Consider the following 22549-nt stretch of genomic DNA (forward strand, 5'->3'; position numbering starts at 1 on the left):
TATTAAAATTCTCACCCTGATGCAACTCCCGCCACACAGAAAAACACCTGTCATGCAATGTAAAATCCGCGCCTCTCGGACCGGGTGAATTTGCTGTGTAGTTACCGCACCTCAGCGACTACCCACCCGCGGTTTCCCTTACCCATACAACACACAAAATTAAACCTATTAAGGGCACAGCATATGCTTAGCTTTATCTCCGGCATGTTCAGAGGTAGCAAGACCTCCGACAGCGTCGATCTGGAAGAAAAATATACCCGCAGCAACTATGCCAGCGCTAAAGGCAGCCGCACAATTTCTTACGACCCAACTCTGATCAAAGCCCTGGAGGACGATCACCGCCACTTAATTGGCATTTTCCAGCGTATGTGGTCCGAAGGCTTTGAAAAGCAAAACTATCGCCAACTGTCACAACTACTCACTCAATTTAAGTCCGGCTTCCAGGCACACCTGATAAAGGAAAATGTTCGCTTCTACGTCTATCTGGAGCAGGCCCTCGCCGGCGATGCGCACACACTGCAGGTTGTAAAAGATTTCCGCACCGATATGAATGAAATCGCCAATGCCGTGGTGCAATTCTGCAAGCGCTACAACCATGAAGCCTTCACCCCGGAAATGGTTCGCGACTTTAAAATGGATTACCAAAAGATAGGTGAGGCACTCACTCGCCGCACCGCACTGGAAGAAAAAGAACTTTACGTTCTCTATCAGCCCTCCTAAGTATTTTCGGACTAGAGAGGTCCAGTTCGTTACTCAACATCTACAGGAATTAGGCGTGAGCCAATGAGTGAGTAACAACTTATTAAAAAATACTTTGAATGGATGTCTGCGACCCACAAGGACGGGGCGCAAACCTTTTCCCCTTAGAAGCCTGGCTCCAGGCCCTCGCTGACTCAAAATATTTTTCTAAAAACCGCTTGCCAACCCAAAAGCGTTAGACGCATACCCGACAGGTAAGTGAAAATTATTTTGGAATTATTTCGGATAAGCGTATCTAGCCCATAAGAGTGGAGTGCATATTTTTTAGCTTATTTAAAGCTACACCCCAAGGCTAATCAAACTTACCCACCTAATAGGTATTGACAGCGAAGACCTGATTAAAAATTTTTCCTCAGCAAATAAAAAGTGGCAACCACAATCAGGCCAGCCACTTTTTTTTACTGAAGCCAGCATCAAAAAAAGCGAACAATAACAACAACTTAAAAAAACTTTCCAGCCTGACCTCCCATACCTTCCTATTCTCTCTCGCGATTTCTATTCAACACTAGACGTTTATTTAATTTTGTTTAAACATATAGAAATTAGAATTTAAAAAAACTCATAACGGTGGAATATTGGTCTAGGAAGTTCTGAAAGCTTTGTGGCTTAAAACAAAAAGGACAAAAGGCCAGTAGTAAAAGCCGGGGGATTCGGGGGAAATATGACTGAACTAGAAAGTTCAGCTGCTCGTCAATATTTACCAGATGGCGCCCGCACCAGCGACAGCAGCTATCCGATTTATGTAATTGTAGGCACTGGACCGGTCGGGGTTCGCTGTGCACAAAAGCTGCTTGAGTTCTGTGACGAAGCGCAAATTGTTATCTATGGAGCGGAAACAGAATCACCTTATAATCGTGTAAAATTATCACAGTACCTCTCTCGCCATGTGGAACGGGAGGAACTGGATAATCCCATCCTAGGTAAAACTGACCACCGGCTCGCAGAATATATCGACCGTAAAATCGTCTCTATAGACCGTGTCAAAAAAACGGTAACAGATGCTGCCGGTAATATTCAGCCCTACACCAAGCTGATTCTAGCCACCGGCTCCAACCCCAAAATTCCCGCAATACCCGGTGCAGGATTACCCAGCGTTTACCCCTTTCGCAGCCTGCGCAATACCAATGATCTAATCGCCCTGCGGGAGCGGCACGCCGATATTTGTGTGATCGGCGCCGGCGCCCTGGGGCTGGAAGCGGCAACGGCTCTAAAAACACCGAAAAATACTGTCACACTTCAATCCCGCGGAAAATTACTAAGTGGCCTTTTAGGTGAGGAAGGCGAAGAGTTTTTAAAATCCTCTCTTGCCGCCCTTGGTGTGCAGCTGAAAACTGGCTCAATTCTTAAGTCAATTGAGCAGCAGGAAGAAAAATCCCATTTACACTTTGAGGATGGCGAAAACCTCTGCGTCGATGCTATTGTTCTTTGCACTGGTATTCAGCCGGAAGTCGCCCTTGCCCAAAAAGCCGGACTAAAAATCGATAGAGGGGTTGTAGTCAACGAATGGATGCAAACCTCCGATCCGGATGTTTACGCAATTGGTGAATGTGCCGAGTTTGATCAAAAGGTGTATCAGCTGGTTCGCCCCGGTTATGAGCAGGCGGAAAGCTGTTGTTCACATATTCGCCGCGAACATGGCGGGGAGATTTTAGAGCGCCCCTACTCCGGCAGTTACACAGATATCCAACTCAAAATCGCCCACATTCCTTGCGCTATTATGGGAGACGTTGCCTCCGACAACCTTCATCAGCAGGGTAATTTACAGAGTCACGTTTTCCGTAATCGGTTCAAGGGTATTTATCGCCGGCTATTTGTTCAAGATGGGCGCATTCTCGGTGCTATTTATATTGGCAGCTGGGATGAGGCCAACAGCTTGCGCCAAGCGGTGGCTCAGGAGGAAAAAGTCAGTGCTCAAGCGCTTAAGCAGTTTGCAGACGAGGGCCGTCTATTTGGCCTACAGGCGTCAAACAGTATCAAGAGTTTTCCCGACAGCTACCTGGTGTGCCAGTGTAATTCCGTCAGCAAAGGGGAATTATGCAAGGCTATTTCCGAAGGCAAGCGCACGTTAAACGAACTACAGCAGGCAACCACCGCCGGATCTGTCTGCGGCAGCTGCCGGCCCTTAATGGCCGAGCTACTCGATACCCCTGCGCCTAATCTGGTTATGCGCCACGCCAAGGGTATATTAATCACTTCGATTATATCGTTACTTTTAATTACCTTGTCATTCCTTATGCCACCCCCGCCAATATCTGACTCTGTGCAGGCCGGCCAATTCTGGGAAAAACTCTGGTATGACAACTTCTGGAAACAGGTAACCGGCTACACGATCCTCGCGCTATGTTTTTTTACCGCTGCACTCAGTGTGCGAAAGCGCTGGAAAAAACTATCTTTCGGCCATGTAGATCACTGGCGCTACGCCCACAGCCTTACTGGGGTGGTTGCCGTGGCCGCACTCGCTGTGCACACAGGCTTCCGTATGGGGCAAAACCTCAACCTCGCACTCATGCTGGTCTTCCTTGGGGTTACTGCTACTGGCTCCCTTGTTGGTGTTTTTATGGCCCGCAATCATCACTGGACCGATCTCAGACTACGCGAACATCGCAAGTGGTGGTCACGCGTTCACTACGCCTTACTTTGGGCACTGCCGGTACTCCTCGCCTATCACATTCTTGCGGTTTATTACTTCTAAATGAAATCTTATCAATTTAAATTTTGGCATTACGGACTACTGTTGACGCTGGTTGTAGGTGCCTACGCTTCCTATAACCTAACGGCAGATGACAAGTCTTTATTTATAACTGGCGAGCCCACACATGGCCATCATCAGATAGAGCTCGCTTGTACTTCTTGTCATACCGATGGGTTTTCAGGGGAAGAATCTATTCAGCAATCTTGCCTAAGCTGCCACGCAGAAGAATTAGAGCTGGCCGATGACTCCCATCCACGCAAAAAATTTCTCGACCCTCGTAACGCCCAATTGCTGGAAACCCTGGATGCGCGTCAGTGCATCAGCTGCCACACAGAACACAAACAGCAAATTACTCGCGAAATGGGTGTCAGCCTGGCCGGGGATTTCTGCTTTCATTGCCACAGCGAAATTGCCGAAGAGCGCAGTAGCCATGAAGGTATGGGCTTCGAGACCTGTGCCAGTGCCGGCTGCCACAACTACCACGATAACGGCACCCTTTATGAAGATTTCTTAATCGCCCATGTCGGACAACCCGATCTGCTCGAGGAGGCAAAGCTTCCGGCACGTACCGCCATGCAATCCTGGTTACAGGAACATCCCGATGCTCAGCCCCTACAGATGCAGCAGGCGGATATACAGGAAGAAACTGCAACTGCAGAAATCGCTGCGGCTTGGGCGCAAAGCCCCCACTCTCAAGTGGACGTGAACTGCAGTAGCTGCCACACCAATGGACAGATGCAATTTACTAGTGCTGAGGTTGTTGAACAGTGTGCAAGCTGCCACAGCGAGCAACGGGAATCTTTTACCCAAGGTAAACACGGAATGCGCCTCTCATCCAAGTTGCCACAGGAATTTGTTCAACAGGTTGGTGCCATGACGCCACACCAGGCCTGGATACCCATGCAGTCTGACGCTTCCGGGGAACTCAGTTGCACCAGTTGTCACGGCCCCCACGATGTCGACTTGCAGTTCGCAGCTGTGGAATCCTGTCTCAGCTGCCACAGCGATGAGCACAGCTTGGCCTACAAGGAATCGCCGCATTTCAATACCTGGCAAGCAGATCCAGAAAACGGCGTTAGCTGTGCCAGCTGTCACTTGCCGCGGGAAACCCACGGAGAACAGGTTGTGGTCAATCATAATCAGAACCACAATCTCCGCCCCAATGAAAAAATGTTGCCTGTCTGCCTGAACTGTCATGGAGCGGAGTTTTCCCTGGCAGCCATGGCGGACGAAAAACTGATCTCTCAGAATTTCAAGCATAAGCCTGCGGATAAGCATGAAACGTTTGACTTAATCCGCGACCGCATTGCAAGAATTTCCAAAAGCAAAAATAAGCAAACACAATCCCAATAGGAGGGGAACACTATGCGTATTGCCGCTTGTTTTATCGCCGGACTGGCCCTACTCACTGGCTGTGAAAAAAACCAGGGCGTGGCACCGGAGCGAATGGCGGATGCTATCTTTGCCGTGATTGAGGCAGACAGAGCCAATTACACCAACAAGGTAGTTAACCGTTTGCAAAATGAGGAAAAAGTTCTGGATGCCGACGAGCACTGGCAGGATAAAAAATTGCTGCCGTTGCCCGCACAAATGATGCGAATGGGTGCTGAGCGAGTCGCGGAAAAAGAATCCGGCTTCAGCTACGCCCTGCTGTCCCTATGGCCGGTAAACAAACAGAACAAGCCGCGTACCGAAATGGAAAAGCAAGGCTTGCAGTTTGTCATCGACAACCCAGGTAAAAATTTCTATGGCCGTGAGACACTCGGTGATACCGAATACTTTACCGCGGTTTATGCCGATGTGGGTGTATCCCCAGCTTGTGTCAGCTGTCACAATGACCACGCGGATAGTCCACGCGATAATTTTGAGCTTGGCGAAACTATGGGTGGTGTAGTTGTTCGTATACCGCTTTAATTTATCGCCTGAGCTTCCTTAGCTGACCCAGCCCCGGCAAATCCGCTGCCGGGGTTTTCCCCAACGCACTCTACATTTAACAATCAACGATTTTCTTTTATCTCACAGAACTAATTGCAAGATTTTTCAGAATTCCAACATTTACCGATAAAAATCAAAATATAAGAAGAAATTAAGAAAAATATTTTGAGTAGGTACAATTAATTAGCGGCCGAATTCATTTCGACCGCTCCCTCTTTAATATGACTGGCTCTACTCCCGCTTTAACCTCGCTGAAATCATTCAGACCAGTGGTCACCCGCTGTGGGCCTATTTCCGGGTTAGTCCAGTCTCCATTACGGACCGCTTGTTGTTAACGCTTCGCTCCGCAAAGCTCACCTAGGCATTTACATACTAGACTCGCAACCTAGAAAATCAAAATCAAGGTACTGGTATAACATGCTCTTAACCGAGCTAGTAGGCATTTTTTCCACAAAAAATCATGGAAAACGAAACAAAGAAAAGAGCAGCCTAGGAGTTTTTAAAGTGGTCACTTGCTTAGATTTTTTTGACTTTTACCAAGAGACAACGATAAACATCTTCAGATTATTTTAACGGCGCAATCAGCCCTTCCAGCCCTTCAATTTTGATCTCCAATGTCAGAGCCATCAACTGCCCCAACTTCCCAGTAGGAAAACCCTTTTTGGCAAACCAAAGCAGGTACTCCTCAGGAAGATCGATAAGTACTCTACCCGCATACTTACCGAATGGCATTGGGGTTTGGGCAATATCAATCAATTGCTGCTTTTCAAACATCGCAAAATCCTTCAAATCTCTTATTTTGTGCTATACGCAGCCCACAGCTTAGATATTTGTTGCTGACTTATCTCCACCCTACACTGGCTGCGAAATTATTCGGTCTGTCTTACCGAATCTCTATCCCTCAAGCATCACTGAAAGGGGTGACTATGCGTATCAAAGCGATTAAATACCTCAGCTTAACCGCAGTATTGGCCCTAGGCCTCGGCGGGCAAGGCTGTGCCAATATGAGCGATACCGATCGTCGCATCGGAACCGGCATCGGCGTCGGTGCCGTAACCGGTGCCCTAATCAGTGGTGGTCGGCCCGGTGGCACTGCAGCAGGCGCAGTGATTGGCGCAGGGGCAGGCTATCTCTACGATAGAGAAAGAAAACGCAGAGACTACTATCGCTATCGCGGAGGCTACTATCGCTATTAGTGTTTAATGGAGAATCGCCAGGCTCAGAGTTAATGCATGGCGCAGCCCCTGGTGCGCCTAACGCACCAGGGGTTATCCGGGATAAGAGCTACCGGGACAATGAGCAACATTCAGGAAGCTGCGCTTTCTCTAGCGAGCCACTCTAAAGCAACTTGGTCTTGGTTTTTCCACAGCGCTCACAGCAATACTCTGTGACGAGCTTGCCCTGCTTAACATCAAACTTGCGCTCGGTAACCACTTTCCACTTGTGAAAACCTTCCCGGCAAAGAGTGCTACCCTTGTGTTTCTGCCAGGTGGTTTTTCTTTTAAAAGGAATCACATCTCCCATATCAGGCGACCTCCCCCGCCGCGTGCCCAGAAGCCCAGGCCCACTGAAAATTAAAGCCCCCCAGCCAGCCAGTCACATCGAGTACTTCACCCACAAAATAAAGCCCTGGCTGGGTTTTGCACTCCATAGTACGCGAAGAAATCTGATCTGTATCCACGCCGCCGAGGGTAACTTCTGCAGTGCGATAGCCTTCGGTGCCATCGGGAACCTGCGTCCAGGTTTGCAACTTGGCTCCGAGTTCCTGCAGCTCTATTTCAGTAAACTGCTTGAGGGGACGGCTGTCGATATGCTGCCGTTGTAGGAAAAACTGCACAAGCTTCTTAGTCCAAAGCTCAGCCAAAACACTGTGCAAGTGAATCTCTGGGCTCTCCCGGCGGCGCTGTTGCAGCCAATCGGCCAGATCACGATCCGGGGCCAGATCGAAAGTCACCTTTTCGCCTTCGCGCCAGTGGCTGGATATTTGTAACACTGCCGGTCCGCTCAAACCTCGGTGAGTAAACAGCATCTGCTCGTGAAAGCTACCCTCATCACAGGAGGCCGTCACACTAAGCGAGCTGCCCGGTAGGCTAGCCTGTCGCTCCAAATGGCGCTTGTGCTGGGTAAAGGGCACCAAGGCCGCACGAGTGGGAATGATATTGAGCCCAAACTGGCGTGCGATATCATAGCCAAAGCCAGTGGCCCCCATGGTGGGTATCGACAATCCACCAGTAGCCACGACTAGGGACTCACAGTGAACCAGCCCTAGGCTGGTCTCAACACGATAACCACTTTGCCCCGACTCTATTGAGGAAATGGCACAACGGGTGCGAACCTGAGCTTTGGCTGCACGGCACTCCGCCAATAACAGGTCGAGAATATCCTTGGACTTGTTGTCGCAAAACAACTGGCCCAGTGTTTTCTCGTGATAGGAAACCCCATGCTTTTCCACCAATGCAATAAAATCCCATTGGCTGTAGCGCGCCAGGGCAGACTTACAAAAATGGGGATTGCGGCTGTAGAAATTTTCCGCGCTGGTGTAGAGGTTGGTGAAATTACAGCGTCCACCGCCAGACATCAGGATCTTCTTGCCAACTTTATTGGCATGATCCAATACCAGCACGTTACGGCCGCGCTGGCCGGCAGTGGCGGCGCACATTAAACCCGCTGCCCCGGCGCCGATAATCAGTACATCGACACTTTTAGGCAGCTGGCTATGGGATACATCATTCATGAAATAGGGCTGCGCGATCACCCAAGTATCAGGTACGAGGCAGGGTCACGCCGCGCTGCCCCTGGTACTTACCACCGCGATCCGCATAGGACACATCGCAGACTTCATCAGACTCGAAAAACAGCATCTGAGCGATACCTTCATTGGCGTAGATCTTCGCCGGCAGGTTGGTGGTATTTGAAAACTCAAGGGTCACATGCCCTTCCCACTCCGGCTCCAGCGGCGTTACATTGACGATTATGCCGCAACGCGCATAGGTGGATTTGCCCAGGCAGATGGTCAATACCGAACGCGGGATACGGAAATACTCCACGGTACGCGCCAGGGCAAAGGAGTTCGGCGGGATGATACAGTACTCCCCCTCCACATCGACAAAGCTGTTCTCATCGAAGGTCTTGGGGTCCACAGTAGCCGAATGCACGTTGGTAAAGATCTTAAACTCGCCAGCACAGCGCACATCGTAACCGTAACTAGACGTACCGTAGGAGATGAGTCGCTCGCCATCATTGCCATGGCGCACCTGGCCCGGCTCAAATGGCTCAATCATGCCGTGCTGCTCAGCCATGCGGCGAATCCACTTATCGGACTTGATACTCACTCCGTCCCCCTAAAAAGAATAATCAGTGCTCAACAAAAGAGGCGGAATCATAGCCGGTTTAGACTGTGCAAAAAAGTGCCAATCGACGCCTTTCGACCTTGTCGCCAACCACTAACTACTGTATAAATTCACAGAAAACTGTATATGCATACAGTTGCCTAATGTGATCCGATTGAAGACCGAGACAAGAATGCGGGGTGGCAATGTGAACAAAGCCAAAAACTTCATACAAAATAATCACTTGGAAAACCAAGCCGGCTCCTCAATCAGACTGCGACACTTTAGAGACAGAAAGGCCTGCCAAGCAGCCAATGAACCCCAAAACGCAGGGACCACTACCGGTTTCACCTGCTTGGACGCCCTTCTCAAAGACCGCGGCTGGCCGCACGGTAGCACTACTGAGCTGCTTGTAGCCCAGGCAAACTCCAACGCATTGAGCCTCCTACTCCCTCTGCTCGCTGAACTGACCCAAAAAGGAGAGATGGTGATTCTCATTAAACCCCCATTTACTCCCCGTGCATCAGAACTTGCCCAGCATGGTATCCAACTGGAACAGCTATTATTAGTCCACCCCCGCGACAAGCGAGACTGCCTCTGGGCCATAGAGCAGTCCCTACAATCCGGAGGCTGTTCCGCAGTTTTGAGCTGGCAGGGCGAGCAGGCGATAAGTTATCGAGAGCTGCAGCGCCTGCAGCAATCCGCCGAAGCAAGCAACTGTATTCACTTCCACTTCCGCCCCCTGTCAGAAGCCCCCCGGCCCTCGCCTGCCACGCTACGACTACAGCTGCATAGCAAGCCAGAACAACTTGCCCTCAGACTACTGAAGCAAGTGGGTGGCCCTAGTGGTCAACACCTTCAGCTAAACCTCCTGCAACACAGCACATCAAAACGGCATCATCTAGCCCTGCACTAAGCGACATCTAAGGGACTCTCCATGCTCTGGCTTTGTATCCAGTTTCCCAAACTTCCTCTGGAGGCGCTCACCCGAGCTCAGACGCCGGAAGAGAAAAACCAGCCACTGGCGATAGTGGAAAAGCAAATCATAGTGGAGGCAAATAAAGCCGCTTTCAAAAGCGGCATAATCTCCGGCTTGAACTCTGCGACTGCTCAAAATCTATGCCCAAATCTAAAGTTGCTGCAACGAAATAGGGAAAAAGAGCAACGCCATCGAGAAGAGCTGGCGCTATGGGCGTTCAGTTTTAGCCCAAAGATCTCTATAAGTGCAGAGGATCACAAAGAAGGTAGTCACTCTTCATATCTTTATATTGAACTGGGCAGCGGCTTGAAAACTAATGATGGGCTCAGAGTTGTACTGGATACGATGCAGCAGGAACTTACGCAAATAGGCATTAGCCACTATATGGGGCTTAGCCATAGCTCCAGAATAGCGCTGCTGCTTAGTCAATCACTCGAACATCGCCAGTGGCTACTTAAAACCCACACTCCATCTACCACACAACAATGGAAACAATGGATCTATCAGGCACCCTGCAAGCTTCTTGAATGCGATCATAAAACTATAAAGAAGCTTTACCTATGTGGGTTTCATCGGATAAGCCAACTATTAGAGGCTCCAATGTCAGAAATTGAAGAGCTTTTTGGTCGTGCTTTTATCAATTATCTAGTACAACTTACCAGTGACTTACGAAAGCATGTTTACACTTGCCAGACTCAACTTAACTTAGGCAAGGAGTTCTTTTCCTCAGAAGCACAAAACAACCCAGAGAAATTAATATTATCACCCAGGAATCTGCAGTTCGTACTCAACTACGACCTGCGTCGCTATAGTTTTTTTCCACGACAATTACATTTGCAATTATTAAAGAGAAAGGAAGAAAAAGAAATAAATGATTCCAACGCTGGATGCATTCAACTTCAACTGGGAGTACAGGAGTTACTTACACAAGCCAGATCTCATCTAGAAAATCGCTCTATTCTAGAGAGAAAATCATCAAAAAAGGAATTCAAAAAACAAAATTTAATTCAAAGGCTAACAAGCCGCCTGGGGTATCAGGCACTGTCAAGCATCCAACTAAAATGTTCCATTTAAATAAGAGTACTTACTTCAAGCTAAGAGTTTAGAAAAGCCTTATGGAATTCCTAATATTGCCTCCGATGTGTTTTATAGAAAAATCTTGCAGTTTTCGCAACGGAGAACTTGAATCTAAGAAACTAAAAGAAAACCACATTCCGAAAACCAAAAAGAAAAGCCCCAACCAAAGGAAGGGGCTTATGCAGTTAACCTAAAGACTTAAAGCGAAGAGTCTTCAGAGCAGTTTTTCGGTATTACTGTGGTATCAAGGTTAGAGGTGCAGTTCCAGCTTCCAGTGGCAGCAATATAGGTGAAGGCAATTTTTTGACCCGCAATCTTGTCATTGACGCCGCTACCAGCTGGCTTAAAAGTAGCGATCAATTGGCAGCTAGTCGTGTTGTTAGGAGTTGCTGTGATAGTATTAACATATTGTCCACCCAACACAAGGCCGTTCAAGGCACCAGCAGGAACTGCAGGAGTGGGAGGAGTTGCGCCAGGATTAGCAGGGACTGCAGCAGCAGCACTACATGCTTGGGCCATACCGGCAGAGCTTGCCACATCAACTACTGGAGCCTTAAGTCCTCCCAGTAGATTCATAGCCTCTGCAGCTTGAGCACGCGCAGTGTAATTCTGATATTGCGGCAGAGCTACTGCAGCCAAAATACCGATAATCGCAACCACGATCATCAATTCAATAAGAGTAAAACCCTGTTGCTTTTTCATTGTAACCGTCTCCATACAGACTTATAGATTGTGAGTCCCGTGAGGGATGGCATCCCGTGAGGAAGTCGCCTAGCAACATACAAAGTTTATGCCAAGTTTGGAAAGCCTTTTAAATACGCTGAATTAGTTGCTGTATTTTTGATTACTCAAGAGAATATCAAGGGTATGTTCTGACGCGCCGCCCGCAAAACTGACAAAAAATGTCAAAATCAGCCCTCATTTTCACCTCCTTCATAGATGCCTCCCCATAACTATCACTTCTCAAAACTTGACCAAGTCATTAAATTGATGGCGCGCTCTGGTATGATTTCTGAGAAAGAAAACCGATCCAACCAGAAGATCCGGCAATCAAGCAATTATTAGTTCAATAAAGCGGTATAAATCATGAGCAATACCTCTTCCCTTAGTGGCCTTGCAAAACGCTTGGTTGCGGATCAAGTTATCGACGAGAGTACAGCTTTATCAGCAATAAAAGCAGCGCGTAGAGAGCAGCAAACCTTTGCCCAACATGCAGTGGAAACAAAACTGATCAAGAGCCGCGAGCTTGCTGATATTGCTTCCCAAGCTTTTGGCTCTCCCTTGTTCGAATTGAGCAGTTACAACTTTGATCTAATTCCCAAGGGTGTTATTGATGAAAAATTAATCAGCAAGCATTTTACGCTTCCACTGTATACGCGCGGCAATCGTTTATTTGTCGCCGTGGCAGATCCCACAAATTTGGCTGGCCTAGACGAGATCAATTTTAATACCGGCCTCAATACAGATGCAGTACTGGTAGAAGCCGACAAATTAGCCAAAGCGATTGAGAGCTACCTCTCAGATAGTGGCGATATGAGTGCCGGACTGGAGGGTATGGATGATGAAGAGCTGGATGGACTGGATGTCGGCAACGATGATACTGAGCGCAATGAGGACAATGAGCCCGGGGGCGATGAAGCACCTGTTGTACGCTTTGTCAACAAAGTACTTCTGGATGCCATTCGCAGCGGCGCCTCAGATATTCACTTCGAGCCCTATGAAAAATCCTATAGGGTACGTTTCCGCACAGATGGTGTGCTTCACGAAATAGCCAAACCTCCAATACAGCTAGCCAGCCGCCTATCTGCACGCCTTAAAGTCATGTCCAAGATGGACATCTCAGAAAAGCGGGTGCCCCAGGATGGCCGCATTAAGATGAAGCTCTCCAAAACCAAAGCGATTGACTTCCGCGTAAACAGCTTGCCAACTCTGTGGGGAGAGAAAATTGTATTGCGGATTTTAGACCCCTCTTCCGCCAAATTAGGCATTGATGCACTTGGCTATGAGGATGAGCAGAAGAAGATCTATATGGATGCCTTAGCCCAGCCACAGGGCATGATCCTAGTAACTGGCCCCACCGGTTCCGGCAAAACAGTATCCCTTTATACCGGCCTGAATATTCTCAATACAGCGGAACGCAATATCTCCACGGCAGAGGACCCTGTTGAAATCAACCTGGAGGGAATTAATCAAGTCAACGTTTCCACCAAAGTTGGACTTAACTTTGCCGAGGCGCTGCGCTCTTTCCTTCGCCAAGACCCGGATATAGTAATGGTGGGAGAGATACGGGATCTGGAAACGGCTGAAATCGCAATTAAGGCTGCTCAAACAGGACACTTAGTACTGTCCACACTGCATACAAATTCAGCTCCTGAGACTCTGACACGCCTGATGAATATGGGTGTTCCCACTTTTAATATCGCTACGTCGGTCAGTGTCATTATTGCCCAGCGTCTGGCCCGCCGCTTATGTAACGAGTGTAAAACGCCTGCGAGCCTCCCCTCTGAAGTACTCAAGGCGGAAGGCTTTGATGGCATTACTATTCCTCAAAGCGATTGGGCGATCTATCAACCTGTTGGATGCGAACAGTGCTCCAAAGGCTATAAAGGGCGCGTAGGTGTGTATGAAGTGGTTCGCATTACTGACAGTATCTCAAGAATTATAATGGAAGGCGGTAACTCAATTCAGATTGCTGATAAGGCCCGCGAGGAGGGCTTTAACAATTTGAGAACCTCCGCCTTACGCAAAGTGGTTATGGGGATTACCAGCCTAGAGGAAGCAAACCGGGTGACCAAAGATTAATGTTCGACACACTTGAGCTCAGCCCTCCTAAGGGGCTGAACTTTAGATTTTTAGGGTTAAAATAGCTTGACGGCACTAACAGATAATAGATCGTTGCAAGCAGAGACAAATTAGGAAAGTACTTATGGCCAATGCCACTGCAGTTGCGTATATCTACAAGGGGATAGATAGCAAAGGGGCCAAGGTTCAAGGGGAAATCAATGGTACCAGTCCTGCACTGGTAAAAGCCCAGCTGCGCAAACAAGGGATTATTGCCAACCGTGTGCAGAAGAAACCCAAGCCCTTATTTGGTGGCGGTAAGAAGAAAGTTAAACCAGCCGATATTGCACTATTTACCCGACAGATGGCTACCATGATGAAGGCCGGTGTACCCTTAGTTCAGAGCTTTGATATTGTTGCCGATGGCTTGGATAACCAGGGAGTTAAAGAACTTATTTTTAAGGTGAGGGATGATGTTGCTTCAGGCACCGCCTTTGCCGATGCACTGCGCAAACACCCTCTCTATTTTGATAACCTTTTTTGTAATTTAGTTGCTTCTGGTGAACAATCCGGCGCTCTTGAAACCATGCTGGACAGGATTGCCACCTATAAGGAGAAAACGGAGTCACTGAAAGCTAAGATCAAAAAAGCAATGACCTATCCTATTGCAGTCATTGTTGTAGCAACAATTGTCACATCAATTTTGCTAATTAAAGTTGTACCACAGTTTGCTGAAACGTTTTCCAGCTTTGGGGCCGATCTGCCAGCCTTTACACAATTAGTTGTAACCATGTCTGAATGGATGCAGGCAAATTGGCTTTTTGCATTAATTACAACAGCCGTAGGAATTGGCGGCACTATTGAAGCAAAAAAACGCAACAAAAATGTCGCCGATTTTTTTGATCGGTTGATACTGAAAATCCCAATCATTGGACAGATTACCTATAACTCCATTTCCGCTCGATTTGCTAGAACCCTTTCCACAACCTTTGCCGCTGGCGTTCCACTAATTGATGCACTTAAGTCTGTCGCAGGTGCAACAGGCAACACGGTTTATACTGAAGCAACTCTTAAAGTCAGGGATGCCGTAGCAACAGGGGTTCCTCTGAATTCAGCACTTCGCTCATCAGGGTTATATCCAACTATGCTGGTGCAAATGACGGCAATCGGCGAGGAGTCCGGTGCTCTCGATGAGATGCTCGGGAAAGCCGCCGATTACTACGAAGAAGCCGTAGACAATATGGTAGATAACCTCACTACCCTACTTGAGCCTATGATTATGGCCGTGTTAGGTATCCTAGTGGGCGGGCTGATGGTTGCTATGTATCTGCCCATCTTCAACTTAGGAAATGTAATCTAGTTGTAATGCAAGATTTTCTTATATTTCATCCTGTGCTACTTATTAGCAGCGCGTTTATTCTAGGCCTAATAATAGGCAGCTTCCTTAATGTGGTAATCCTTCGCCTGCCAACAATGATGGAGCGGGAATACAAACGAGATTTTTATAGTTACTTCAACACTACGCCAGATACCAAAGAGCAGGAAGAACTCGAGAAGGCTTTTAATCTGGTGCTACCCAACTCACATTGTTCTAAATGCAAAACCGAGATTAAGCCCTGGCAAAATATTCCCGTAGTCAGCTACTTACTTTTACGTGGCAAATGCGGCTCCTGTGGTACACCGATTTCCAAACGCTACCCTTTGATTGAGTTGGCTACTGGAATTCTCACCGCCGTAGTGGTTTGGCAGCTGGGCTTTACTTGGCAGGCGCTGGCGGGCTGTGTCTTTACTTGGGCTTTGGTCGCACTTACTGGTATCGACTTCGATAAGCAGTTATTACCAGACAGCATTACCCTGCCGTTACTCTGGGGCGGTTTACTAATAAACCTTTGGGGTATTTTTGTTCCACTGCAAGATGCCGTTATTGGGGCTATCGCGGGCTATCTTTCTTTGTGGCTGGTGTTTCATATCTTTAAGCTGGTTACCGGCAAGGAAGGTATGGGAGCTGGGGACTTCAAGATACTCGCAGCTATCGGGGCCTGGTTTGGCTGGCAGATGCTGCCTCTGGTAATTCTGCTCTCTGCAGCTGTGGGTGCTATAGCGGGTATTTCCTGGAGCCTGGCGGTTGGCCGGGATCGCAATCTGCCGATTGCATTTGGTCCTTATCTGGCCGGCGCCGGCTGGATTGCCATGCTGTGGGGTGAGCAGATTGTTGCTTGGTACCTGAGCTTTTCCGGCCTATAGGTAGCCAGCCATACCAGCTACTTTCAGGACCCGATTAGCCCATCTGAGGCAAGTGAATTACCATTAACCCGGCCACTCATTGGCCGGGTTTCTTGTTTTTAGCTCCAAACTTTTTATTGCAGGGAGACAAGCCATTGTTTCGAGTAGGCTTAACTGGAGGTATCGGCAGTGGCAAGTCAGCCGCCGCGGGGTACTTTCGCGAGCTGGGCATTCACGTGGTGGATGCGGACTGGGCCGCAAGGGTAGTGGTACAACCTGGCAGACCTGCGTTAGAGCAGATAGCCCGTCACTTTGGCGCAAATGTATTACTAGAAAATGGTGAGTTGGATCGAGCGCAACTGCGTGTCTTAGTGTTTGATCATGATGAAGAGCGGGCCTGGCTGGAAAGGCTATTGCACCCTTTGATACGCGAGGAAATCATTACCTCGCTGGAGCAGAGTTCTAGCCCTTACGCGATACTGGAGTCACCACTATTGATCGAATCCGGCCAATATCAGCTGGTAGATAGAATCTGCGTGGTAGATTTGCCGGAAAGCTTACAGCTGGAGAGGGCCAGTAGCAGGGATGAAAATCACCCAGAACAAATACGCAAAATTATGGCGGCGCAGCTTAACCGACAGGAACGCCTGGCTAAGGCTGATGATGTGTTGGACAACTCTAAAGGATTGGCGGAGTTACGCAGCCAGGTACAAGCTTTGCATCAGAAATATTTGCAATTAGCGAAGTCTTAGCACGACTCTACTAATGTAAAATAATAGACCCCGAGACTACCCCAAACATCGAAGAAGCTGTACCAAACCTAATATGCCCAAGCCAAAAGAAGCCCCAAGCCTAAACTGTCCCACCTGCAAAAAGCCAATAGAGTGGAGCGATAAGTTTCCCTTTAAACCTTTTTGCAGCGAGCGTTGCAAATTAATTGATCTTGGCGAGTGGGCCAGTGAGGGGCACAAGATACCAGGCGAGTCTATTTATGATGACGTTTTGAGTGATGACCTAGACCCGAGCAAGCAGCGCCATTAAGTCGAGATCTATGATTGCAGCCTATGCATAAGACTCTGCCAAGACTTTACATAGGCGTGCTCGATTTAAACTTCCACAGCCTTGATAGCCTCAATAATCGCCTGGTTGGCATCTGGGAACTGATAATTGTTTAGTTCCTGTACCGCCACCCAGGCGGTCTCCTGCCCCTCACGCCCCTGAGCCTCACCGGAAAATGCCGTTACCTGCCAGGTATCGAGAAGTACGGTCTTTTCCGCATACTCATGCTGGATTTCCACCAGAGGCTGCAGTTGCTCAACCTCAATTGCCACTTCCTCAAGCAGCTCGCGGGTCAGAGCCTGCTGTACGGTTTCCCCTAGCTCCACCTTGCCACCAGGAAACTCCCAGCGCCCGCCCATATGCAGGTGATCCGGGCGGCGGGCAATTAAAATTTTGCCATCGCTGCGACGGACTACACCAACAGCAACATGAATAACACGGCTCACAACAACTCCTCAGGTGCGATATTCGGCGTTGATGGTGACATACTCGTGGGAGAAGTCACAGGTCCAGATATGCTCACTGACGTTGCCACGGCCCAGCTCTATACGAATAGTGAATTCAGGCTGAGAAAACACCTGCTCTCCCAACCCTTCCCGGTAGTCCGCCGCGCGACCTCCGGCCTGTACTACCTGCACAGTATCCAGGTAAATATTGACCTTTTCAGTATCCAGACCATGAGTTATTGCATTGCCAATAGCCACCACCAGACGGCCCCAGTTGGGGTCTGAAGCGTAAAGTGCAGTCTTTACCAGAGGGGAATTGCCTACTTCGAAAGCAACTTTAAGAGCTTCTTCACTACTCTCTGCACCTTCCACCTGAATCGTGACAAATTTGTTGGCCCCCTCACCATCCCGAACCACATCCTGGGCCAGCTCGATATGCACCTGGGTAATAGCTTCCATCAATGCGCTATAACCTACATCAGCAGGGGAATGGATAGGCTTGCCTTTTACTCCACTGGCAATGAGTACACAGGCATCATTGGTAGAGGTATCGCCATCTACACTGACGCGATTAAAGGAGGCATTTACGGCCTCCTTCACCATTTGATCCAGTAAAGGCTGGGCGATGCAGGCATCAGTGGCGACATAGGCCAACATGGTCGCCATATTTGGCTGAATCATGCCAGATCCTTTGGCGATCCCCACCACTGTAATTTCTTCACTGCCAATTTTTAGGAGGCGCTGAGCTTTTTTCGGACGGGTATCCGTTGTCATAATGGCTTTTGCTGCCCGCTCCCATCCGCTTTCGATTAGCTCTGCAGCAGCGCTGGGGATAGCATCCAATAAACGCTGCAAAGGCAGATGCTCACCAATCACACCAGTGCTAAATGGCAATACCTGCTCTGTTCGAACATTCATCGCTGCAGCTACTGCTGAACAGCAAGCCCTGGCGTCGCTTAGACCACGCGCGCCTGTGGCCGCATTGGCGTTACCCGCATTAACCAGCAAGGCACGGATATTGCCCTGTGCGATATGCTCTTTGGCTACCAGTACCGGCGCCGCACAGAAGCTGTTCTGGGTGAAGGTGGCCGAGACCGATGCACCCTCGGCGACCTCTATTAACAACAGGTCATCACGGGACCAATCTTTGATCTTGGCTGGAACACTGGCAAGGCGAATCCCTTTTACGGGAGGAAGTAATGATTCAGGCATATCTGTTCGACTCTAGCACCGGCTTCGGCTCTATTAGTTAAAGCTAGCTGTAGGTAGAAAAGCGCCATTATTAGATCCTACCTCTTTCGAATCAACAATTATCCGCACTCGATGCGGATAAAAATATAAATTCCGCAGAATATTTTCTTTGCCGGGCAAAAAAATACCCCGCATATAGCGGGGTATTTTCTAACTTAGGCACTAAGGCCTGAAGGCCTTAGCTCTGGGTAGAGGAAGCCAACTTACCGTGGCACTGCTTGTATTTCTTGCCAGAACCGCAGGGACATGGGTCATTACGGCCGACCTTAGGTCCACGGCGCTCTGGCACAGGTGCCGCCTGCTGCGGCTGACTTTCAGGAAGCGCGGAGGCCTCGGCATGCTGGAGCTCCAGCTGCTGCTTACGCTGCTCTTCCAGGCGGCGCTGCTCCAACTCGTCCATTTGCTCGCGGGTCATGGGTTCCACATGGGCTAGGATACGTACCACCTCGTGCTTGAGGTTTTCCAGCATACTCTGGAAAAGGTGGAAAGACTCGCGTTTGAACTCCTGCTTGGGGTTCTTGTTGGCGTAGGCACGCAAACCAATACCCGCTCGCAGGTGGTCCATGCTAGAGAGGTGCTCCTTCCACAGCTGATCCAGCACTTGCAGCATAATCTGGCGTTCCACTGTCGGCATCAGATTGGCATCGCCAGAAGATTCACTGATGCGCTCCACCTTGGTGGCGTAAGCGGCTTGAGCTTCGGCAACAACCTTCTCGCGCAGCGTCTCCTCATGCAGATTGCGGTCTTCATCCAACCATTTCTGAATAGGCAGCTCAATGCCCAGTTCACCAGCCAACTGCTGTTCCAGTGCCGGGATATCCCACTGCTCCTCAACACTCTGTGGCGGTACAGAAGCTGAGATAATTTCATTCACAACATCTTCGCGAATGGCGTTGATGGTATCGCTGATCTGACCGGCCTCCAGCAGCTCATTGCGCTGGCTGTAAATCACCTGGCGCTGATCATTGGCCACATCATCATATTCCAGCAACTGCTTGCGAATATCGAAGTTGCGCCCTTCAACGCGACGCTGGGCTTTTTCAATCGCATTGGAGACCATGCGGTGCTCAATAGCCTCACCGCGCTCCATACCCAGCATCTGCATAAAGTTCTTCACCCGGTCGGAGGCGAAGATACGCATCAGATTATCTTCCAGAGACAAGTAGAAGCGGGTTACACCAGGGTCACCCTGACGCCCGGCACGGCCGCGAAGCTGATTGTCGATACGGCGCGACTCGTGACGTTCGGTGCCGATAATATGTAAGCCGCCAGCCTCGATCACCTGCTCGTGGCGCTTCTTCCACTGCTCCTTCACCTTGGCCACTTCGGCCTCACTCAAGTCACTACCTTTCTCCTGAGTGAGCGCCTCGGCCTCAGCCTCCCAGTTACCACCCAGCACGATATCAGTACCGCGACCGGCCATATTGGTTGCAATGGTGACAGTACCGGGACGGCCAGCCTGAGCAATTATTTGTGCTTCACGTTCATGGTATTTGGCATTTAGTACCTGATGCTTGATGCCCGCCTTTTGCAACATGCGCGACATCTCTTCAGAAGTCTCGATAGAGGCGGTACCTACGAGGATCGGTGCCTGCTTATCACGGCAGAACTTAATATCCTCGATAATGGCGTCCATTTTTTCTTCTTTGCTCAGGTAGACCAGGTCGTTGAGGTCATCCCGCTGAATATTCTTATTAGTGGGGATTACTACCACATCCAGACCATAAATCTGCTGGAATTCAAACGCTTCAGTGTCTGCGGTACCTGTCATACCAGAGAGCTTTGGATAGAAACGGAATAAATTCTGGAAGGTAGTGGAGGCTAGCGTCTGACTTTCAGACTGGATCTGAACATTCTCCTTGGCTTCCAGCGCCTGATGCAAACCCTCGGAGAGACGACGGCCCGGCATAGTACGGCCGGTGTGCTCATCGATCAGGACAACCTGACCGTTTTGCACGATATAGTCCACGTCCCGGTTAAACAGTACCTGGGCACGCAATGCGGCATGCACATGGTGCAGCAGGCCCAGGTTACCAGGGGCGTAGAGAGATTGATCTTCTTTCATCAAGCCGCTGCGAGACAGCAGCTCTTCCACCAACTGATGCCCCTGCTCGGTCAGCTCTACCTGGCGGGTCTTCTCATCTACGGTGTAGTGTCCCTCACCACCTTCTTCGGCACGCTCCAGCTGTGGAATCAGCTTATTCATGGCCAAGTAAAGGTGAGAGGAATCTTCCGCCGCACCAGAAATAATCAACGGGGTACGTGCCTCATCGATAAGGATTGAGTCCACCTCATCCACGATGGCAAAGTTTTGTGGGCGCTGGGTACGATCTTCCTTGCGTAACACCATATTGTCACGCAGATAATCGAAGCCAAATTCGTTGTTGGTGCCGTAAGTAATATCGGCCTGATAGGCGGCCTTTTTCTCGTCCGGGTGCTGCTGGGAGACAATCACTCCAACAGTCAGACCGAGAAATTCATAGACTGGGCGCATCCAATTGGCGTCGCGGGATGCCAAGTAATCGTTGACCGTAACAATGTGCACGCCCTTGCCTTCGAGCGCGTTCAAATAAGCCGGTAAGGTCGCTACCAGAGTCTTACCTTCACCGGTACGCATTTCCGCGATACGACCTTCATGTAGCGTCATACCGCCGATTAGCTGTACATCGAAGTGACGCATGCCCATTGTGCGCCGACCCGCTTCACGCACTGCAGCGAAAGCTTCCGGCAGCAGCTGGTCTAGAGTTTCCCCATCTGCAATACGCTTTTTAAACTCTTCTGTTTTGGCACGAAGAGCTGCATCATCCAGCTTCTGGAAATCCTCTTCCAGCGCGTTGACTTTTTCCACGACGCGTCGCATGCGCTTCAGCTCGCGGTCATTTTTTGTACCAAAGACCGATTTAATCAGTTTGCCAATCATTATCTAGAAACCACTTATCTTATGTGCGCTATCGGCGCTAATGCTGGGCAGATATTGCACCGATACTCCTTTATGCGAGGGGTGCAAGTAAACAGGAAGGCGTAAGCGCTGGCAACTCTTATGCCAAGCTGCCAGCAATTACGCGTAAAGGAAGGATAGTTGTTATCTGCCTGTACGGCGGATATAGCTGGCCGGGTCGACCGTGCGATTGTTCTTAAAGATCTCAAAGTGTACATGGGGACCAGTGGAGCGCCCACTGGACCCCATTTGGGCAATCACTTGCCCCTTCTTAACTACATCACCGAGCCCAACATTGAGTTCACTGTTATGGCCGTAGCGGGTGGAATAACCATTACCATGATTGATTTCCACCATATGTCCGTAGCCGTGACGCTCATCAGCCCAGGTAACAACACCGGCGGCTACAGATACTACGTCTGACCCCATCTTACCGGCAAAGTCCACACCTTTATGCCAAGTGCGGCGCCCTGTGAAAGGATCGGTGCGATAACCATAGCGCGAGGACATCCAGCCTTTGGTGATCGGGCGCCCGGCAATAAATTGCTCATCCTCAAGTTGCAGGTTTGCCATCAGGGACTCGAGCGTATTGAGCTGCATTTGGCGATCATCTACTTTGTGAGACAAGTCACCAATCACTTCGAGAAACTCGGGGGGTTGATAGGGTAAATCTGAAGCTCCGGCGATGCCGGGATCTTCCGGACCACCCACTGCGGGCACAGCGCTAAATTCAAACTCGCCCTGATCGAGATTGGCCGCTGCGGTTAGGCGCTCACCCACAGCATCCAATCGGGTAAGGCGCGCCTGCAATTCAGCCAGTTTTACCGTGAGCGCAGCAAGTTGCTCGTGAGCCTCGCGATCGGCCTCCTCAATTTCCTGCTGCTGCTTACGTAAAGCGCGCTCCCAAGCCTTGGCTGTACGCGCATCAAATAAATCAGTTTTGGTCACGGGAAGATTGGCACCCAGGAAGAAGGCACCAACCGGGAGGCCCAAGAGGCACAAGCTCAATAGCGCCTTGCTCAGCCCACCAAAGTTGAAGCTGCGGGTTGCACCGCGCTCATTGACCAGAATTACTTTCAT

At 49.6% G+C, this 22549-nt stretch carries 21 protein-coding genes; 12 read left to right on the plus strand and 9 right to left on the minus strand.

Annotated elements, in window-relative coordinates; translation table 11 throughout:
* Positions 1 to 183: 183 nt before the first annotated feature.
* The 4 genes from ACJJIO_RS04355 (at position 184) to ACJJIO_RS04370 (ending at position 5365) form a co-directional block, all read left to right on the plus strand.
* On the plus strand, positions 184 to 720 hold the full coding sequence (locus tag ACJJIO_RS04355; protein ID WP_444910255.1) for a hemerythrin domain-containing protein: 537 nt from the start codon (positions 184 to 186) through the stop codon (positions 718 to 720).
* Positions 721 to 1420: 700 nt separating this feature from the next.
* Entirely contained in the window at positions 1421 to 3451 is a 2031-nt protein-coding gene (locus tag ACJJIO_RS04360) for an FAD-dependent oxidoreductase (RefSeq protein WP_444910256.1), read from the plus strand.
* Entirely contained in the window at positions 3452 to 4804 is a 1353-nt protein-coding gene (locus ACJJIO_RS04365; RefSeq protein WP_444910257.1) for a cytochrome c3 family protein, read from the plus strand.
* Positions 4805 to 4816: 12 nt separating this feature from the next.
* On the plus strand, positions 4817 to 5365 hold the full coding sequence (locus ACJJIO_RS04370; protein ID WP_252082940.1) for a Tll0287-like domain-containing protein: 549 nt from the start codon (positions 4817 to 4819) through the stop codon (positions 5363 to 5365).
* Positions 5366 to 5950: 585 nt separating this feature from the next.
* Here the strand turns inward: ACJJIO_RS04370 and ACJJIO_RS04375 are convergent.
* Positions 5951 to 6160: a DUF3820 family protein gene (locus ACJJIO_RS04375; RefSeq protein WP_444884072.1), complete on the minus strand. Its 210-nt coding sequence runs from the start codon at positions 6158 to 6160 to the stop codon at positions 5951 to 5953.
* Positions 6161 to 6312: 152 nt separating this feature from the next.
* Between ACJJIO_RS04375 and ACJJIO_RS04380 the strand changes: the two genes are divergently transcribed.
* Positions 6313 to 6582, plus strand: a complete 270-nt coding sequence (locus ACJJIO_RS04380) for a YMGG-like glycine zipper-containing protein (RefSeq protein ID WP_252082942.1) — start codon at positions 6313 to 6315, stop codon at positions 6580 to 6582.
* A 142-nt stretch (positions 6583 to 6724) separates the two neighbouring features.
* Here ACJJIO_RS04380 and ACJJIO_RS04385 read toward each other — a convergent pair whose 3' ends face one another.
* Genes ACJJIO_RS04385 through dcd form a run of 3 tightly spaced genes read right to left on the minus strand, consistent with a single transcriptional unit; the run spans position 6725 to position 8718 of the window.
* Positions 6725 to 6910, minus strand: a complete 186-nt coding sequence (locus tag ACJJIO_RS04385; protein WP_252082943.1) for a hypothetical protein — start codon at positions 6908 to 6910, stop codon at positions 6725 to 6727.
* A gap of 1 nt (position 6911) precedes the next feature.
* Positions 6912 to 8120, minus strand: a complete 1209-nt coding sequence (locus ACJJIO_RS04390; protein WP_444910258.1) for a BaiN/RdsA family NAD(P)/FAD-dependent oxidoreductase — start codon at positions 8118 to 8120, stop codon at positions 6912 to 6914.
* 28 nt (positions 8121 to 8148) lie between these two features.
* On the minus strand, positions 8149 to 8718 hold the full coding sequence (gene dcd, locus ACJJIO_RS04395; RefSeq protein WP_152454498.1) for a dCTP deaminase: 570 nt from the start codon (positions 8716 to 8718) through the stop codon (positions 8149 to 8151).
* A gap of 205 nt (positions 8719 to 8923) precedes the next feature.
* Here dcd and imuA point away from each other — a divergent pair, with 205 nt between their 5' ends.
* Positions 8924 to 9631, plus strand: coding sequence for a translesion DNA synthesis-associated protein ImuA (gene imuA, locus ACJJIO_RS04400; protein WP_444910259.1), 708 nt, complete (start codon positions 8924 to 8926; stop codon positions 9629 to 9631).
* 21 nt (positions 9632 to 9652) lie between these two features.
* Positions 9653 to 10768: a Y-family DNA polymerase gene (locus ACJJIO_RS04405; protein WP_444910260.1), complete on the plus strand. Its 1116-nt coding sequence runs from the start codon at positions 9653 to 9655 to the stop codon at positions 10766 to 10768.
* 201 nt (positions 10769 to 10969) lie between these two features.
* Here ACJJIO_RS04405 and ACJJIO_RS04410 read toward each other — a convergent pair whose 3' ends face one another.
* Positions 10970 to 11473, minus strand: coding sequence for a pilin (locus tag ACJJIO_RS04410; protein ID WP_444910261.1), 504 nt, complete (start codon positions 11471 to 11473; stop codon positions 10970 to 10972).
* Positions 11474 to 11857: 384 nt separating this feature from the next.
* Between ACJJIO_RS04410 and pilB the strand changes: the two genes are divergently transcribed.
* The 5 genes from pilB (at position 11858) to yacG (ending at position 16816) form a co-directional block, all read left to right on the plus strand.
* A complete protein-coding gene (gene pilB, locus ACJJIO_RS04415) occupies positions 11858 to 13573 on the plus strand; it encodes a type IV-A pilus assembly ATPase PilB (RefSeq protein WP_444910262.1) in 1716 nt (571 codons plus the stop codon).
* Positions 13574 to 13697: 124 nt separating this feature from the next.
* The gene (locus ACJJIO_RS04420) at positions 13698 to 14912 is read left to right on the plus strand and encodes a type II secretion system F family protein (protein WP_444910263.1); all 1215 of its coding nucleotides are present in this window, start codon (positions 13698 to 13700) and stop codon (positions 14910 to 14912) included.
* A gap of 5 nt (positions 14913 to 14917) precedes the next feature.
* Positions 14918 to 15796, plus strand: coding sequence for a prepilin peptidase (locus ACJJIO_RS04425; RefSeq protein ID WP_444910264.1), 879 nt, complete (start codon positions 14918 to 14920; stop codon positions 15794 to 15796).
* Between the two features lie 134 nt (positions 15797 to 15930).
* Positions 15931 to 16527, plus strand: a complete 597-nt coding sequence (coaE, locus tag ACJJIO_RS04430; protein ID WP_444910265.1) for a dephospho-CoA kinase — start codon at positions 15931 to 15933, stop codon at positions 16525 to 16527.
* A gap of 73 nt (positions 16528 to 16600) precedes the next feature.
* Positions 16601 to 16816, plus strand: coding sequence for a DNA gyrase inhibitor YacG (gene yacG, locus ACJJIO_RS04435; RefSeq protein ID WP_444884061.1), 216 nt, complete (start codon positions 16601 to 16603; stop codon positions 16814 to 16816).
* Positions 16817 to 16881: 65 nt separating this feature from the next.
* Here yacG and mutT read toward each other — a convergent pair whose 3' ends face one another.
* From mutT to ACJJIO_RS04455, 4 genes are all read right to left on the minus strand, one after another.
* Positions 16882 to 17280 carry an 8-oxo-dGTP diphosphatase MutT gene (gene mutT, locus ACJJIO_RS04440; RefSeq protein WP_444884060.1) on the minus strand — a complete coding sequence of 133 codons (399 nt, stop codon included), beginning with the start codon at positions 17278 to 17280 and terminating at the stop codon, positions 16882 to 16884.
* A gap of 9 nt (positions 17281 to 17289) precedes the next feature.
* Positions 17290 to 18492, minus strand: a complete 1203-nt coding sequence (argJ, locus tag ACJJIO_RS04445) for a bifunctional glutamate N-acetyltransferase/amino-acid acetyltransferase ArgJ (RefSeq protein WP_444910266.1) — start codon at positions 18490 to 18492, stop codon at positions 17290 to 17292.
* Positions 18493 to 18709: 217 nt separating this feature from the next.
* Positions 18710 to 21451, minus strand: coding sequence for a preprotein translocase subunit SecA (secA, locus tag ACJJIO_RS04450; protein WP_444910267.1), 2742 nt, complete (start codon positions 21449 to 21451; stop codon positions 18710 to 18712).
* A gap of 162 nt (positions 21452 to 21613) precedes the next feature.
* Complete coding sequence (locus ACJJIO_RS04455) at positions 21614 to 22549, minus strand: M23 family metallopeptidase (protein WP_252082956.1); 936 nt, start codon at positions 22547 to 22549, stop codon at positions 21614 to 21616.

It is taken from the genome of Microbulbifer mixtoriginis (SeqCode), from assembly GCF_052467235.1.